The 16796-nt window shown below is 72.9% G+C and carries 11 protein-coding genes; 6 read left to right on the forward strand and 5 right to left on the reverse strand.

From position 1 onward, the window contains the following. Nucleotide 1 precedes the first annotated feature (1 nt). Nucleotides 2-619: a TetR/AcrR family transcriptional regulator gene (locus ACFYUS_RS08795; protein WP_388847384.1), complete on the reverse strand. Its 618-nt coding sequence runs from the start codon at nucleotides 617-619 to the stop codon at nucleotides 2-4. Between the two features lie 232 nt (nucleotides 620-851). Here ACFYUS_RS08795 and ACFYUS_RS08800 point away from each other — a divergent pair, with 232 nt between their 5' ends. The 4 genes from ACFYUS_RS08800 (at nucleotide 852) to ACFYUS_RS08815 (ending at nucleotide 6712) form a co-directional block, all read left to right on the forward strand. Beyond that, the gene (locus ACFYUS_RS08800; RefSeq protein WP_388847386.1) at nucleotides 852-2324 is read left to right on the forward strand and encodes an aldehyde dehydrogenase family protein; all 1473 of its coding nucleotides are present in this window, start codon (nucleotides 852-854) and stop codon (nucleotides 2322-2324) included. Nucleotides 2325-2403: 79 nt separating this feature from the next. Beyond that, nucleotides 2404-3771: an aspartate aminotransferase family protein gene (locus ACFYUS_RS08805; protein WP_388847388.1), complete on the forward strand. Its 1368-nt coding sequence runs from the start codon at nucleotides 2404-2406 to the stop codon at nucleotides 3769-3771. 112 nt (nucleotides 3772-3883) lie between these two features. Beyond that, nucleotides 3884-5389 (forward strand): APC family permease, encoded by a 1506-nt coding sequence (locus ACFYUS_RS08810; protein ID WP_388847390.1) that lies wholly within the window; start codon nucleotides 3884-3886, stop codon nucleotides 5387-5389. A 132-nt stretch (nucleotides 5390-5521) separates the two neighbouring features. Further along, entirely contained in the window at nucleotides 5522-6712 is a 1191-nt protein-coding gene (locus ACFYUS_RS08815; protein ID WP_388847392.1) for a cytochrome P450, read from the forward strand. A 1-nt stretch (nucleotide 6713) separates the two neighbouring features. Here the strand turns inward: ACFYUS_RS08815 and ACFYUS_RS08820 are convergent, their stop codons facing one another. Next, nucleotides 6714-8105, reverse strand: coding sequence for a M1 family metallopeptidase (locus ACFYUS_RS08820; RefSeq protein WP_388847394.1), 1392 nt, complete (start codon nucleotides 8103-8105; stop codon nucleotides 6714-6716). Nucleotides 8106-8231: 126 nt separating this feature from the next. On the opposite strand from ACFYUS_RS08820, the gene ACFYUS_RS08825 reads away from it, so the two are divergent. Then, nucleotides 8232-9179, forward strand: coding sequence for a nucleoside hydrolase (locus ACFYUS_RS08825; RefSeq protein ID WP_388847396.1), 948 nt, complete (start codon nucleotides 8232-8234; stop codon nucleotides 9177-9179). Nucleotides 9180-9233: 54 nt separating this feature from the next. On the opposite strand, the gene ACFYUS_RS08830 is transcribed toward ACFYUS_RS08825, so the two are convergent. Next, nucleotides 9234-12536, reverse strand: a complete 3303-nt coding sequence (locus ACFYUS_RS08830; protein WP_388847399.1) for a S8 family serine peptidase — start codon at nucleotides 12534-12536, stop codon at nucleotides 9234-9236. 725 nt (nucleotides 12537-13261) lie between these two features. Here ACFYUS_RS08830 and ACFYUS_RS08835 point away from each other — a divergent pair. Beyond that, nucleotides 13262-13897: a hypothetical protein gene (locus ACFYUS_RS08835; protein WP_388847401.1), complete on the forward strand. Its 636-nt coding sequence runs from the start codon at nucleotides 13262-13264 to the stop codon at nucleotides 13895-13897. 188 nt (nucleotides 13898-14085) lie between these two features. Here the strand turns inward: ACFYUS_RS08835 and ACFYUS_RS08840 are convergent, their stop codons facing one another. After that, entirely contained in the window at nucleotides 14086-15828 is a 1743-nt protein-coding gene (locus ACFYUS_RS08840; protein ID WP_388847403.1) for a bifunctional metallophosphatase/5'-nucleotidase, read from the reverse strand. A gap of 125 nt (nucleotides 15829-15953) precedes the next feature. Further along, nucleotides 15954-16796, reverse strand: coding sequence for an alkaline phosphatase family protein (locus tag ACFYUS_RS08845; RefSeq protein ID WP_388847405.1), 843 nt, complete (start codon nucleotides 16794-16796; stop codon nucleotides 15954-15956).

Here is a 16796-nt window from a genome sequence, read left to right on the forward strand (position 1 = left end):
GCTACAGATCGGCGCGGCCCGTCACCGCCCGCGCGTGGGCCAGGAGCAGTTCGCGGGCCCTGTCGGGGCGCAGCGCGGCGTTGCGGCTGATGATGTGCAGTCCGTAGCCGTCCTCCAGGGCCACCAGTCCGTGCGCCAGGTCGGACGCGGCCGCGGCGAGCGTGAACCCGCCGGTCGCGGCGCCGACCGCGAGGGCGGTGGTGTAGAGCGCGACCTCCCGGGCGAACAGCGAGGCCATCAGCTCGGCGTGCCCGGGGCTGCGGCCGGCGCGCCGGTGCAGCTCGTACAGGAGCCCGTGGACCGGATCGTCGGTCATGCCCGGCAGGCCGCTGTCCAGCAGGGCCCGCAGCCGCGCCGCCGGATCGTCGGCGGCCGCGTCGTCGTAGGCCTGCTGCCGGGTGGCCAGATAGCCCTCCACGGCACCCCGGTGCACCTCCAGGACGAGGTCGTCGAGCTCGGGGTAGTAGTACAGCACCGAGCCCTGGGAGACGCCCGCGGCCTCCGCGATGTCCTTGATGCGCAGGGCTTCGAGGCCGCGCTCCGCGATGGCCCGCCCCGCGGCGGAGACGAGGGCCTCCCTGCGTGCCGTCTGGTCGCGTGGTCTGCCTGCTTTCCTCATGGCGCCCATTCTCTGACGCCCGCGTCAGGTTGTGCAAGAAGTTCCCGTCCAGAGCATTGACGGCCGCTTCACCAATTGTTTGAATCCCAACTCAAAGAAGTCGGCGCGGCCACCCCCGCCGGGCTCCTCTCCCTCCCCGCCGCCCCCGCACACCGCCCGGGCCGCGGCCTCCCCGCCCCGAAAACGGGCATCGGCTCGCCCCACGTCCCACGACGCAATCGAAGGCCACAGCATGCAGACGTACGCCCACTGGCAGCAGCGCGCCGCCGCACTCACGCCCCGCACGCGCCTCTTCATCGACGGAGCGTGGACCGACCCCACCGACGACCGGTGGATCCCGACCGTCAACCCCGCGACCGGCAAGACCACCGCCCAGGTGGCGGCCGGCTCCGCCGCCGACGTCGACCGGGCCGTGGCCGCCGCCCGCACCGCCTTCGAGGACGGCCGCTGGTCGCGCACCGCGCCCGCGGAGCGCAAGCGGGTCCTGCTCGCCCTCGCCCGTCTGATCGAGGAGCGCGGCGAGGAGCTCGCCCTCTGCGACACCCTCGACATGGGCAAGCCCATCGCGGAGTCCCACGGCACCGACGTCCCCGGCGCGGCCGGAGTCTTCGCCTGGTACGCCGAGGCCGTCGACAAGCTGTACGACGAGGTCGCCCCGGCCCCGCCGGGCAACCTCGCCCTCGTGCGCCGCGCCCCGCTCGGCGTCGTGGGCGCGGTGGTGCCCTGGAACTTCCCCCTCGACCTCGCGGCCTGGAAGCTGGCGCCGGCCCTGGCCGCCGGCAACAGCGTCGTCCTCAAGCCCGCCGAGCAGTCCCCGCTCTCCGCCCTGCTCCTCGCGGAGCTCGCCGCGGAGGCCGGACTGCCCGACGGCGTCCTGAACGTCGTCCCCGGCCCGGGGGAGACGACCGGTCGGGCGCTCGGCCTCCACCCGGACGTGGACACCCTGGTCTTCACCGGGTCCACCGCCGTGGCCAAGCGCTTCCTCGCCTACGCCGCCGAGTCCAACATGAAGCAGGTCTGGCCCGAGGCCGGCGGCAAGAGCCCCAACGTGGTCTTCGCCGACGCCGACCTGGACGCGGCCGCGGAGCGCGCCGCCTGGGGCTTCGCGTACAACGCCGGACAGGTGTGCTCCGCCAACACCCGGCTGCTCGTCGAGGCCTCCGTCGCCGAGGAGTTCACGGCCCGTGTCGCCGAGCACGCCCGCGGCTGGCTGCCCGGCGACCCGCTCGACCCCGCGACCCGGCTCGGACCGCTCGTCGACGAGGCCCAGGCGGTACGCGTCCTCGAAGCCGTGCGCTCATCGGGCGGCACCCTCGTGTGCGGCGGCACGCGGCCCGACCGGGACGGCGCCTACCTCGACCCCACCGTCGTCACCGGCCTCGGCCCCGACTCCCCGCTCGTCCGGGAGGAGCTGTTCGGCCCCGTGCTGACCGTGCTCCCCTTCCGGGACGAGGCCGAGGCGATCCGCCTCGCCGACGACTCCGCCTACGGCCTCGCCGCCTCCGTGTGGACCCGCGACCTCGGCCGCGCCCACCGCGTGGCCGACGCCCTGCGCGCCGGCACCGTGTCCGTCAACACGGTCGACGCGCTCAGCCCGTACACCCCCTTCGGCGGGTTCAAGCAGTCCGGCCACGGCCGCGACCTCTCCCTGCACTCCTTCGACAAGTACACCGGCCTGAAGACGACCTGGATCGCGTACGGCTGACCCCGCCGGCGGCCGGAGGACCGCCGCCCGGCACTCGAACCGACACCCCCACCCCCACCCCAGCGAGGGACACACCGCCATGACCACCGACACCGCAGACCTGATCCGCCTCGACCGGGCGCACATCATCCACCCCTACCTGCCGGGCAGCGCCACCGAGCGCGTCGTCATGACCTCCGGCTCCGGCTGCCGTCTCACCGACAGCGAGGGCCGCGACTACCTCGACGCCACCGGCGGCCTCTGGCTCGCCCAGATCGGCCACGGCCGCGAGGAGGTCGCCGACGTCGCCCACGAGCAGATGAAGAAGCTGGAGTACTTCACCAGCTTCTGGGAGTTCTCCAACGAGCCGGCCATCAAGCTCGCCGCCCGCCTGGCCGAGATCGCCCCCGAGCCGCTCAACCACGTCTACTTCACCTCCGGCGGCTCCGAGGGCAACGAGGCCGCCATCAAGATGGCCCGCTACTACCACCACCGGCGGGGCGAGGGCAGCCGGACCTGGATCCTGGCGCGCAGCAAGGCCTACCACGGCATCGGCTACGGCGGCGGCTCGGCCACCGGCTTCCCCGTCTACCACGAGGGCTTCGCCCCGATGATGCCGCACGTCTCCCACCTCACGCCCCCGTGGCCGTACCGCAGCGAGCTCTACGGCGACGAGCCGCTCACCCCCGGGCAGGTGACCGACTTCCTCATCCGCGAACTGGAGGAGCGCATCGCCGAGATCGGCCCGAAGAACATCGCCGCCATGATCGGCGAGCCCATCATGGGCGTCGGCGGCATGCTCGTCCCGCCGGCCGACTACTGGCCCCGGGTGCGGGAGGTCCTCGACCGGCACGGCATCCTGCTGATCTTCGACGAGGTCGTCACCGCGTACGGCCGGGTCGGCGAGTGGTTCGCCGCCCAGTACTTCGACGTCGTCCCGGACATCATCGTCACCGCCAAGGGCATCACCTCCGGCTACGTCCCGCTCGGAGCCCTCCTGGTGAGCGACCGGCTCGCCGAGGTGCTCCTGCGCGACCACGGCTTCCCCATGGGCTACACCTACAACGGCCATCCCGTCGCCACCGCCGTCGCCACCGCCAACCTCGACATCATCGAGCGGGAGGGCCTGCTCGCCCGCGCCACGAGCCTGGGCTCCTTCCTCCACGGCGAACTGCGGGCACAGCTCGGCGACCTGCCGATCGTCGGCGAGATCCGCTCCGTCGGCATGATGCTGGCCGTCGAGCTCGTCCAGGACCGCGCCACCCGCACGCCCCTGCCCCTCGACCCCGCCCGCATGCCCCACGACGTCATCCGCCGCGAGGCCGGCGTGATCGTGCGCGACTCCGCCCACAGCCTGGTCCTGTCCCCGCCGCTCGTCATGACCGAGACCGAGGCCAAGGAAGTGGCCACCGCGCTGCGCGGCGTCCTGGAGCGCACCGGACCCGACGGCGCGATCCGCTCCGCCTGACGACCCACGGGAGGCCCGGTGCCCCGCCGGGCCTCCCCGACACGGACGCCACGCCGTCACCGCGCTCGCGCGCGCCTGCCTGCAGTACCCCTCTCCCCGCTAGGAACTGCCCGTGTCCTCCCCTCTCCCCACCACCGAACCGCGCGCCCCCCACACCACGGCCGTCCTGAAGCGAAGCCTGAAGCGCCTGGACATCACCGCCCTGGCCATCGCCGCGGTCATCTCCTTCGACACCGTCGGACAGATCGCCACCGGCGGAGGCGAGGCCGCCACCTGGACGGCGGCCCTCGCACTGTTCTTCCTGGTCCCGTACGCCCTGCTGTTCGCCGAGACCGGCGCCGCGTTCCCGCAGGAGGGCGGCCCGTACGTCTGGGTCAAGCTCGCCCTCGGCCGTTCGGCGGCCGCGCTCACCACCTTGCTGTACTGGGTGACCAACCCGATCTGGCTGGGCGGCTCCCTGGTCTTCCTCGCCGCCGAGACCTGGGACGGCTTCGTCTTCCCCCTCGGCTCGGGCACCTTCGCCGACTACGCGTTCAAGCTGCTGTTCGTCTGGACCGCCATCCTCACCGCCGTCGTCTCCCTGCGCCGCGGCAAATGGATCACCACCCTCGGCGCCGCCGTGAAGGTCCTCACGCTCGCGGTGTTCACGCTCACCGCCGTGGTCTACGGGATGGAGCACGGCTTCCACGGCCTCACCGAAGCCCACTTCACCCCGACCGCGGCCGGCTTCCTCGCCCTCGTGCCGATCCTGCTGTTCGCCTACGTCGGCTTCGAGGCCCCCAACGCCGCCGGCGAGGAGATGCACGACCCGCAACGCGACGTGCCCGCCGCACTCGGACGCTCCGCGACCGTCGCGGCCTGCTGCTACCTGCTGCCGGTCCTCGCGCTCCTCGCCGTCGTCCCCGCCCACCAGGTCACCGGCATCGGCGGCTTCATGGAGGGCGCCCGCCTCGTGTTCGGCATCTACGGAGGAGCGGCCGGCCCGCTCCTGACGCTCACCGCCGTCATGTTCGTCTTCGCCCTCCTCACCCAGGGCAGCGCGTGGATGATCGTCAGCGACCGGATGCAGGCGATGGCCGCGGCCGACGGAGGCTCCTTCACCCGCAAGCTCGGAGCCTTCCACCCCCGGCTCGGCACGCCCGTGCGCACCAACCTGCTCTCCGGGGCGGTGGCCACGGTGTTCATGCTCGTGGCCATGCGGGTCGCGGGCGGCGACGCGGGCGCCGTGTTCGCCGTGGTCCTCACCGTGGCGGTCACCACCCTGCTGCTGTCCTACCTGGTCATCGTCCCCGCCCTCGTCCTGCTCCGCCTGCGCCGGCCCGAGGTCGTACGGCCCTACCGCGTCCCCTTCGGCCACCGCGGCTTCATGACCTGCGCGGCGCTGGTCTACGCCTGGATCCTCGTCGGCTCCTGGTGCGCCCTCTTCCCCGGAACCCTCGAAGCGCTCCTCGGCATCGAGTACGCCTTCGACGACATCTGGGGCATGTCCCGCGCGGCGTTCGAGGCGTTCACCCTCGGCACGGTCACCGTCCTGCTCCTGGTCGGGGCCGTCGGCCTGCGGGTCGCCCGCGGGGAGAGCCCTGAAGAAGAAGCTCATTGCAACGCAACGTTGCGTTAAGGTGCAGCGTCATTGCATCAATTTAGCGCCATTCACCTGGTGTTATGGCTTCGCGGTGATGGACGAAACTCTGAACGCAACGTAGCTTTCTCTATGCGTCAAAGAGTCGATGCCACGAGACGAGGAACGACCATGAGCGACTCCGTCCACACCGTCACCGCGCTGCCGACCGGGCGTCCGGCCGACCGCCCCTTCGACCCGCCGGCGGAGCTGACCGAAGCCCGCGCCCACGGCCCGATCAGCCGCTACACCCACCCCGGCGGGATACCCGGCTGGCTCGTCACCGGCTACGACCTGGTCAGGTCGGTCCTGGCCGACCCGCGGTTCAGCTCGCGCAAGGACCTCATGAACGTGGTCGACTTCGCGCTGCCGCCCGCGCCTCCCGGAGAGTTCCTCCTCATGGACGAACCGCAGCACGGGCGCTACCGGAAGCCGCTCGTGGGCAAGTTCACCGCGCGGCGGATGCGCCTGCTCACCGAGCGCGTCGAACAGATCACCGCCGACCGCCTGGACGCCATGGAGGCGGCCGGGCCGTCGGCGGACCTGGTGACCGCGTTCGCCAAGCCCATCCCCACCATCGTCATCTGCGAGATCCTCGGCGTGCCGTACGAGGACCGGGACTCCTTCCAGGAGCAGATCGACAAGTTCATGAACGGGGAGACCGGCGACGAGGACCTGATGGCGGCCTACACCGCCACCCAGGAGTACCTCGCCCGGCTCGTCGCCGCCAAGCGCGCGAACCCCACCGACGACATCCTCAGCGAGCTCACGGACAGCGACCTCACCGACGAGGAACTGAAGGGGATCAGCCTGATCCTCCTCGCGGCCGGCTTCGACACCACCGCCAACATGCTCTCCCTCGGCGCCTTCGCCCTCCTGCGCAACCCCGGCCAACTGGCCGCGCTGCGCGCCGATCCCGCGCTCGTCGACGGGGCCGTCGAGGAACTCCTGCGGTACCTCACCGTCGCCAAGTCCTTCATGCGGACGGCCCTGGAGGACGTCGAGCTCGGCGGCGTGACCATCGAGGCCGGCACCACGGTCGTCCTCTCGTACCACACCGCCAACCACGACCCCGAGCGCTTCGCCGACCCCCACGCGCTGGACCTGCGCAGGGACGCCGGCGGGCACCTGGCCTTCGGCCACGGCATCCACCTGTGCCTGGGGGCGCAACTGGCCCGCGTCGAGATGCGGGTCGCGTTCGCCGCGCTGTTCAGGCGCTTCCCCACCCTGCGCCTGGCCGTCCCGGCGGAGGAGGTCGCCCTGCGCCCGGAGACCGCGGACATCTACGGGGTGAAGAGCCTCCCGGTCACCTGGGACGTGTGACTCAGCCGATCCGGTGCGCGGTCCAGAACGGGCCGAGGTCCTTCGCCGTCGCCGCCTGCGCCGCGCGCTTGAAGTCCGCGGTGGTGGCGACGCCCAGCCAGTGGTCCCGTACGTAGCCGCGCAGCACGGCCGCCATCGCCGGGCCGCCCAGGACGCGCTCCAGATCGTGCAGGGCGCAGGAGCCGCGCCGGTAGACGACCTGGACGTACTCGCGACGGTGACCGTCCGCGTAGTAGCCCATGGACCGGGTGAGGGCGGCCGTGCCGCTGGGCCACTCGCCCTGGTCCTCCCAGCAGCCGGCCGTGGGCTCCCGGAGGTACGTCTGGGTCGCGTACTGGGCGAAGGACTCGTCCAGCCAGGGCGAGGAGAACTGGTCGTTGCCGACGATGCCGTAGAACCACTGGTGGGCGATCTCGTGCACGGCGCCCGACCCCTCCGGCTCGGTCCACAGCAGGACGAGGCCCGGGAACTCCATGCTGCCGAAGTCGTCGAGGCGGTCGCTCATGACGAGGTCGAGCTCCCCGTACGGATAGCGCCCGAACCGCTTCCCGAACGCGTCGACCGAGCCCGCGGCGTCCTTCAGGGCGGCGTCGACGCCCGTACGGGACGTGGTGGCCGTCCAGTACGCGCCGAGCCGCACGCCGCCGGGCGTCGTCACCGACTTCGACCGGAAGGGGCCCGCCGCCCACGCGAAGTCCCGCACCCCGTGCGCGACGCTGGTGCTGACCGTCCGGCCGGGTGCGCCCGGGTGCCGGGTGGTGCTGCCCGTCGCGGGGACGACCAGCGTGCTCGGGTGGTCGAGCACGACCCGGAAGTCACCGGCCAGGGTGTAGAAGCTCTCGCCGAAGCCGACGTCCGGGTCGAGGTGCCGGCCCCGCGCGTCGCGTACGGACAGCAGCGGCAGCGCGTTGCCCAGGTAGCGGTATGCGCCGTCCCGGCCGAAGCGGTGGACGCGGTCCGGGACGGTGATCGCGAGGTCGAAGGAGACGCGGGCCCGCGCCCGGTACGGCAGCGGCTCGGGCAGGTCGATCCGCAGCGCGGTGCAGCCGACGGTGAGCGCCGCCGGGGTGCCCCCGGCGACCTTGCCCACCCGGACCGGGGACGGCCTGCCCGGGGCTCCGCAGCCGTCGGTGCCGTTGCCCCACAGCCGTATGTCCACGGACCGCAGGGGAGTGCGGGAGGCGTTGCGGAACGACACCGTCTGGCGGCCGGTCCAGTGCGAGCCGTCCGCGTCGCCGCGCAGCGACACGGTGTACGAGGGCCGGTCCGGTGTCGCCGCCCCCACGGGGGCGGGGGAGGCCGACGGGCCCTGCGCCGCGGCCGTCTGGGGAAGGAGCAGCAGGGCGGACGCGAGGGCGAGCAAGGGGGCCCGCCAGTGCCTGAGCGAGGTCATGCCCGCACGCTAGAACGTCCGTACGGCCGGACGGGCGAGTTCCGGGGTAGGAGGCAGGGGCGCGAACCGGCCACGTCCCGAGCCCGGGTCCTTCGCGTGCCGGGCCGGATGTGGCACGGTGAAGACATGCCGGTCCCCGTGATTCTCGACTGCGATCCCGGTCACGACGACGCCTTCAACATCCTCCTCGCCGCCGCGCACCCCGCGATCGACCTGCTCGCCATCACCACCGTCGCGGGCAACCAGACGCTGGAGAAGACCACGCTCAACGCCCGCCGGGTCTGCTCGGTCGCCGGGATCAGGGGCGTGCCCATCGCGGCGGGCCGCGACCGCCCGCTGCACGGACCGCCCCGGATCGCCGAGAACATCCACGGCGACTCCGGTCTCGACGGGCCCGGCTTCGCCAAGGACGAGCCGGACGTGCCCCAGGACCCGCGCGACGCGCTCACCCTCATCAGGGACACCCTGCTCGCGCACCCGGCGCCCGTCACGCTCGTGCCGACCGGGCCGCTCACCAACATCGCGGTCCTCCTGCTCGCCCACCCCGAACTCGCCGACCGGATCGAGCGGATCGTGCTCATGGGCGGTTCGACGGAACGCGGCAACACCACGCCCGCGGCCGAGTTCAACATCCTGTGCGATCCGGAGGCGGCGGACATCGTCTTCCGCAGCGGTCTGCCGGTGACGATGTTCGGCCTCAACGCGACCCACCAGGTACGGGCCACCGCCGACGTCATCGCCCGGATCTCCGCGCTCGGCACCCCGCTGAGCGGGCTCTGCGTCGACCTCCTCACCTACTTCGCGTCCACCTACCGCGAGGTGTACGGCTTCGACGCGCCCCCGCTGCACGACCCGCTCACCGTCGCCCACCTGATCGACCCGTCACTGGTCAGCCTGGCGCGGGCGGCGGTGACGGTGGAGCTGACCGGCACGCACACCCGCGGCGCGACCGTGGTGGACCTGCACGGGGTGACGGGCCGGCCCGCCGACACCGAGGTCGGCATGGAGGTCGACACGGACGCCTTCTGGGACCTGATCGTGGAGGCCGTACGCGTCCTCGGACAGGCCCCATGAACGACGAAGCGGCGCCACCACCCGAGGTGGTGACGCCGCGTCATGCTCAATCGGTCACTTGCCGAGCCACGCGTTGTGGACGGTCAGCGTCGACACGTTGTCCTGCTTGTCCGTGATCTCGGCGGAGAGCGAGACACCGCTGTCCTTCGCCGGGCTCTTCACGGAGATCAGGCCGCCGACGACCTTCGCGACCTGCCAGGTCTTCCCGTCGTCGTAACTCACCGACACCGACAGCGACTTGAGGTTCCCGCCGGCCGCCGCGCCCTGCACGGTCACCGGGACGAGGACCTGCGTGCCCTGCGGGATGCGCGAGGCGAGGTCGACGGGGGCCGCGAAGCGGACCGTGGACACCGGAAGCGCCGTGGTGGCCGCGACCTGCTGCGAACGGAACGTGAAGCCGGTCTCGATCCGGGTGGAGGCCGCGGCGGCCGTCGCCGGGCGTTCCACGGAGGTCGTCAGCCGGTACTCGGCGTCGGCTCCGTCCACCGTGAACGGCTTCGAGCCGCTCAGCGGGTCGTCGTTCTCGGCGACCTTCACGCCATTGCGGTACAGCGTCGACGTGGCCGAGGAGTACCGGACGAGCCCCGCGTGACCCGTGCCGTCGGCGAACAACGGCAGGGCGCCGACGAGCTGCTGCTCGCCCGTCACCGGGTCCGGAGCGGTACGGAAGACCCCCATGTCCTTGCCCAGGAGCGGTCCGACGACACCCGTGTTGAAGTTCTCGCGGTACGTCCTGCCGGCCTCGTAACGCTTCGGCCGGGCCATCTCGTACGAGCCCTCGAGGGCCGGGTAACCCCACTGGTCCTTCTCGCCCAGCTGGTCGAACCGGGTGAGCCACGTGGCGCCGTCGGCGGTGGAGACGTAGAAGGTGCGGGTGCCCGGGGCCGGCTGGAGCGCGAAGAACCCGTTGCCCTCCGGCGCGCCCGGCAGATGGGCGTACGGGGAGGCGTACGCGGTCTTCCCGGGGGCGGAGGCACCGAGACCGACCTTGAGCGTGGCCAGCTCGTCCGCCTTCACGTGCCGGGTGTAGCCGGTCGCGACCGTGTTCACCTTGCCGCCGAAGGCCACCGAGTACTGGCTGGTGGCGTCCTTCAGGAAGTGCGCGTCCCAGGTCTGCAGGAGGGAGCCGTCGGTGACGGCCGGACCCATGTGGGCGGTGCGGAAGCCGGTGAAGCCCCTCAGGACCCAGCCGTTGCCGACGTGACCGCTTTCGGTGGCGACCTCGTAGTACGTCCCCGCGTAGTCCGCCTTGTCGATGCCGGGCACGGTGAGGTCCACCGGCCTGGTGGTGCGGGCGTCGGCGACGACCGTGGTGTCGGCCGTGATGTCCAGCTTCGGCTGGGCGATCCAGTCGGTGCCCGCGGCGTAGTTCGACGGGTCCTGGTAGACGGCCGAGTTGAAGGTGTACGAGCCCTTGGGCACCCGGAGCGTGTGGGTGCCCGGCTGGTCGTCGATGCGGGCGCCGAAGCCTGCGGCGGGCCCGCCGACACCGGTCAGAGTGCTGGAGAAGTTCCGGGCGTCGGTGCCGTCGCGGCCGATGGTCCGGACCGTGACGTCGTACGACTCCGCCTCGCGGACGGCCACCGCGGCCGTACGGACGGACTGGCCCCCGCCGGTGGCGGTGACGTAGCCCGAGTAGGTGCCGTCGGCGTCGCCGATCCGGGTGTCGGCGACGAGGTCCACCTCGGCCCTGCCGCCGGCCGGAACGGTCACCTTCGAGGCGCCGAGCGCGAAGAACCCGGCCGGGGCCGGCTTGCCCGAGGGGTCCAGAGTGGACACCGACAGGTCCAGAGTGACGTCCGTGGACCCGAGGTTGCGGTAGGCGAGCTTCTGGGTGGCCGGCTTGTCGTCGGCGTGCGGCCAGAGCGCCGTGCCGTAGTTCAGGGACACCGGCTCGGCGATGACGCTCTGGGCGAGTGCCTTGTCGACCCGGATTCGGCCCGAGCCCTGTTGGAAGGCGGTGTAGGCGCCGCCCTCGGCCGAGCCGGTCAGCGCGCCCTTGAGCTCGGCGGACTTCCAGTCGGGGTGCCGCTGCTTCAGGATCGCGGCCGCACCCGCGACGTGCGGGGTCGCCATGGAGGTGCCGTCGATCGTGAGGTAGCCCGGCGCGGGGTGCGGCGTGCCGGGGCGGGTGTCGATGATGCTGCCGGGGGCGGCGGCCGCGGTGATGGCGACGCCGGGCGCGGTCACGTCCGGCTTGACGGCGCCGTCACCGACGCGCGGGCCGGTGCTGGAGAAGGACGCCAGCTTGTCGTCCTTGTCGACGGCGCCGACGGTCAGCGCGGCGTCCGCGCTGCCCGGCGAACCCAGGCTCGACGCACCGGACTCGCCCTCGTTGCCCGCCGCGACGGCGAACAGGATCCCCTTCTCGGCGGACAGCCGGTCGACCGTCGCCTCCAGCGGGTCGGTGCCGGGGGTGTCGGGGCCGCCGAGGCTGAGGTTGACGACGTCCGCGCCCTCGGCGGCGGCCCACTCCATGCCCGCGATGACGGCGGAGTCGTCCCCGTAGCCCTCGTCGTCGAGGACCTTCCCGCTGATCACCTTGGCGCCGGGGGCGACGCCCTTGTACCGGCCGCCGGACTTCGCGCCGGTGCCGGCGGCGATCGACGCGACGTGCGTGCCGTGCCCGACGCGGTCCACGGCGTCGGCGGAGGCGGAGAAGTTCTTCTCGGCGACGACCTGGGTCTTCAGGTCGTCGTGGGTCTTGTCGACACCGGTGTCGAGGACGGCGATCTTGACGCCCGTACCGTCGTATCCGGACTCCCACGCCTTGTCGGCGCCGATCTGCGGGACGCTGCGGTCCAGGGTCGCCTTCCGCACCCCGTCCAGCCACACCTTCTCGATGCCGGCGGCGGTGGCGCGCAGGCCGTTCGCCCGCGGGTCGGTCAGCGCCTCCCACACCCGGGCCACGTCGTCCTGGGGCGTACGGATGGCGTCGGCGTCGAGGCTCGGGAAGGTGCGCCGCAGCTTGGTGTCACCGGCCGCGCGCACCTCGGCGCGTGCGGCGCCGGCGCTCCCCTCGTACTGCACGATCAGCTTGAGCCCGGCGCGGTGGCTCTCGCGCAGCCGCGGGTCGGTGAGCACGTCGAGGTCGAAGAGCCGCTGGTCGAGGCGGCCCGTGGCGATCAGGCGCCGCGCGTCGGCGGGCACCACGAGGGTGTGGTCCCCGGTGCGCTGCACCTGTACGGGTATGTGCTCACGGCCCTCGGCGGACTCGAAGCCCACCATCCGGCCCTTGGCGTTCACCACCACGCGGTCGCCCGTGACGAGCGGGATCCGCTGGGTGCCGCCGATGCGTGTGCTGTCGCCCGCCGCGGCCACCGCGTTCGCGGTGATCGCCGTCACGGGACTGGTCATTCCTGCCACGAGGGCCACCGATGTGGCCGCCGTGATGGTGAAGGCGCGTGCTCTCTGCACGTGTGCGCGCAAGTCTCCCCCAGGAGCTTGGGATGAGGTCGTGTGGTCAGTTCCGGCCAGGGGTGCGTAGGCGCCCGCCGTCGGTCAGCGCAGTATGTGAGGCGGGAAAGGCGTGATCAACGCCGGTGGGGGAGCAGGGCGTCGATTCCCACACTTTCAAGCCATCGCGCGACGGCCCAGTGCGACGGGCCGACGATGACCGTGTGACGACAGCGTGACAGCGGCGCGATCCTTCCGCGACGGCGACGCCCTCCGCCCCCGCCACATCGCCTCCCGGCGCAGGCCCCGCACGGGTTTCGACGACCGGAGCCCCCGTGCTCGGAGCGCGCCCCTCCCCTTGGCCGTATCCACACCCGGAGGGAACGCCCCTCCGTCCGGGGTCCGCCGCGCAGTCGGACGCCGTTCGGAGAGGGAACGCGGCCGAGGTCCTCGGCGCCTGATCGGCACGGGACCCGCACGGTGACCCCCACCTCGCCGGGCGCGGACTCGACGTCTCCGGCGTCGACCTCCCCCCCCCGTGTGATCGGGAACGCCCGCGGCCTCCATCCGGTCGCCGAACTCCGCCTCCCCGCGGACGAGCACACCGGCGCGGGCGTGGTCGTCACGGCCGGACGGCCCGGCCGAGCCCGACGGCCTTGTCGGTGGCGGGCGGTAGCGTCCCCGGCATGGGATTCACGAGCGCGTGGGCGATCAGCGGTCACACCGATGAGGTCGTCGCCGACCTCTCCCCGCGCCTGCTGCCGGCGATGCGGGCGGACCGCGCCCACCCGGAGGCCGACCGGCGTTGGCAGGTGTGGCGGCGGGACCCGCTCCCCGACCACCGGACCTGGTACTCCCACGGCGGTGGCAGGAGAGCCGATCCCGACGCGATCGAGTCGTTCCGCGAGCTCACGGCGCCCGGGGCTCATGTCGACGAGGTGTGCGGCGGGACGGTGGATCCCTCCTTCCACGTGCTGGACGCCGTGTGGGAGGGACAGAGCGACGAGAGCATGTTCATCTCCGTCCACGGCAAGGAGTACGCGGTCTCGTCCCTGTTCCACGCCGTCGGACCGGCGCGCGCGGCTCTGCTGCCGGGCTGGTGCGGCACGTTCCTGCTCTCCGCCGCCGACGTACGCGAGAGCCTGCCGCGCGTGGAGCGCGCGCTGGCCTTCACCCCGGCCGAGCGGGCCGCCGCGGAGGACCAGGACCGGCTGTACTACGGCGAGGGCGAGGAGAGCGTTCTCGACGGTCCCCTGCGTGTCTGGCGTACAGCCGCCCGTGAGGGGCTGGGCCTGTGCGGTGTGTCCGTGCACCTCTGCTGAAGTCGCGGTGGCGGGGGGGGGGGGGGGGGGGGGGGGGGGGGGGCCGGGGCGCGCCCGGGGGGGGGGGGCGGCGCGGGGGGGGGGGGCGGGGGGGCGGCGGGGGGGGCGCGGCGGCGGGTTTGGGGGGGGGGGGGGGGGGGGGGGCGGGCGGCGGCCCCCCCCCCCCCCCGGCGCTCCGGTCGGGGGGATCAGCCGGTGACGAAGGTGATGCGGCCCGGGGCCGGGGGAGCGGCCGGGGCGGTGGGGGAGGTGGCGGTCTCCAGGTAGGTGACCAGGGCGTCGAGGTCGGTGACTTCGCCGCCTTCTCGGGCGGTGATGTCGCCGAAGACGGTGAAGCCGTTGCCGCCGTTGGCGAGGAACTCGTTGAGGGCCACCTTGTAGGTGGTGTCGGGGGCGACGGGCCGGCCGTTGACGCGGACGGTGTCCGTGAGGAGCCGGTCGGCGCCGGTGCGGTTCATGTCGACGGAGTAGCGGAGGGCGTCGGAGAGCTGGAGGAAGCGGGGGCTGGCGGCGTTCTCGCCGGTGAACTGCTGCTGGAGGGCCGTGATGAGCTGGGCGCCGGTCACGGGCAGGACGTAGAGGGGGCTCTCGAAGGGCTGGACCCGGTAGGCGTCGGCGAAGGTGACGGCGCCGCCGTCGTGGAAGACGAGGTCGGCGCGCATGCTGCCGGGGTTCATCAGGGCGAGTTCGGCGCCGTGGCCCTTGCCGGCGACGGCCTGCGCGTCGGCGATGAAGCTGCCGAGCGGCGTCTCGGGCAGGGTCGAGCCGCGGCCCGGCATGTCGGCGGAGATGTGGCCGACGACCCGGTTCGCCACCTCGTCGGAGCGGGTCTTCCAGGTGTCGACGAGCTTCGCCATGGCCGGCTGCTGGGCGGTCTCGACGGGCACGGGGCGGTACTGCGCCTTCACGGTGCTCCGCACCACGTCACCGGCGGCGTTGAGCTCGAAGCGCAGGTCCGTGAAGGAGCGGCCGAAGGAGTCGGCCTGGGTGACGAGACGACGGCGGCCGCTCGGGTCGTTCACCGTGCACTCGTACGAGGCGTGGGAGTGGCCGCTGACGATCAGGTCGACGGCCGGCACCGCCTGCTGGGCGATCTCCTTGATGCGGCCTTCGAGCTTCGCGCCGGGGCCGCCGTCGTCACAGCTGCCGTCGGCCTGCCCGGAGACCGACTCGCCCTCGTGGACGAGCACGACCTGGGCGCGCACGCCCTGTCGGGTCAGCTCCCGTGAGTACCGCTCGATGGCGGGCAGTTCGTCGTGGAACTCGACGTCCCGGATCATGGCGGCGTTGATCGCGCTGGGGGCGTCCTTGGTGACCAGGCCGATGAAACCGATCCGCTGCCCGTTCGGCAGGGTCTTCACGGTGTACGGCTGCAACAGCGGCGTCGTACTGCCGCGTTCGGTCACGTTGGCCGCGAGATAGGGGAAGCCCGCGCCCTGGTACGGATCGCCGGGGGCGCAGCCGTCGGTCGGGTGGCAGCCGCCGGTGACGATGCGCCGGAGTTCGGCCGGGCCCTCGTCGAACTCGTGGTTGCCGACGGACGAGACGCCGAGGCCGAGTTCTTCGAGGGCGTCGACCGTCGGCTCGTCGTGGAAGAGCGCCGAGAGGAGCGGGCTGCCGCCGATCATGTCGCCGGCGGCGACGGTGAGGCTGTTGGCCTGGCCCGCGCGGGCGGCGTCGAGGAGCGTCGCCATCTGGGCGAGGCCGCCGGCCTGGATCGCGGGACCGCGGTGGGTGATCCGGCCGGCCGCGCCGTCCACGGGAAGGAGGTTGCCGTGGAGGTCGTTGAGGGCGAGCAGCTGGACGGGGGTGCGGGCGGCCGGCGCGGAGCCCGTCCCCGCCACGTCGGGCCGGGCGGCGGCGGGCCCGGCCAGGAGCAGCGGGAAGAGCGCGAGGGCGGGGACTCCGCGCCGTACGAATCGGTTGATCATGAGGGTGGTTGTACGGGTGGGAGTCGTGCTCCGGCGGCGTGCCACACCGGCGGAGCACGGAACATCACCACAGAAACGATCGTGCGGGTCGCCCGGACGGCGGTTGCGCCCGTCCGGTCGTCCGGTCATTTCGTGAACGCGGTGCCGTCCAGCGTCCAGTGCGGGTCCGGCGTGATCCCGAGGGCCGTGTAGACGTGCGCGGCGACATCGGCGTGGTGGAGCGACGACGGCGCCTCGCCCGCCGGCAGACCGGGGCCGCACGCGGCGATCCAGGCGGTGCGCTCCTGGTCGCTCCGTCCCCCGTGGCCCCCTTCGTCGCGGTGACCGTGGTCCGTCACGACGATGACCGTCCACTGCTCCGCCGCGTGGCCGGGGCGCTCGCGCATGGCGGTGAGGAGCCGGCCGAGGCGCCGGTCCGCGGCCTCGATCGCCTCGCGGTACTCCTTGCCGCAGCCGAGGAAGTGGGCGGTCTCGTCGACGGCGCCGAGGTAGACGAAGCCGGCGTGGAGGTCCTCGTCCAGGCCGAGGAGGTGTTCCGCGTCCTCGGTCACCCGGTCGTCGACCTCCTCCCAGGCCTCGGGGGTGTCCGCGGCGGGGGCGATGTAGCGGAGCCGGGTGGGGGCGACGAAGAGCGGGCCGCCCTGCTGGGCGAGGAAGAGCGGCTCCCAGCCGCCGACGGCGAAGGTCCGTCGTCCGCAGTCGTGCGCGAGGCGGGTCGTGAAGTCGGGGAAGACGTCGAGCCGGTTGCCGTCGAAGCGGTTGGCCCAGACGCCGTGCTTGGCGACACCGACGCCGGTGACGATGGTGGTCCAGCACGGTCCCGACATCGTGGGCGTCGCGGAGTCCACCTCGACGGGGGCCAGGAAGCCCGCGCGGGCGATCCCGTCGAGATGGGGCGTGTGCAGTTCGGGGAGCAGGTCGAGGCGTACGCCGTCGATGCCGATCACCAGTACGCGGGCGTTGTCCAT

Origin of the sequence: Streptomyces sp. NPDC004284 (assembly GCF_042874035.1) — a bacterium.
Classification (GTDB): domain Bacteria; phylum Actinomycetota; class Actinomycetes; order Streptomycetales; family Streptomycetaceae; genus Streptomyces.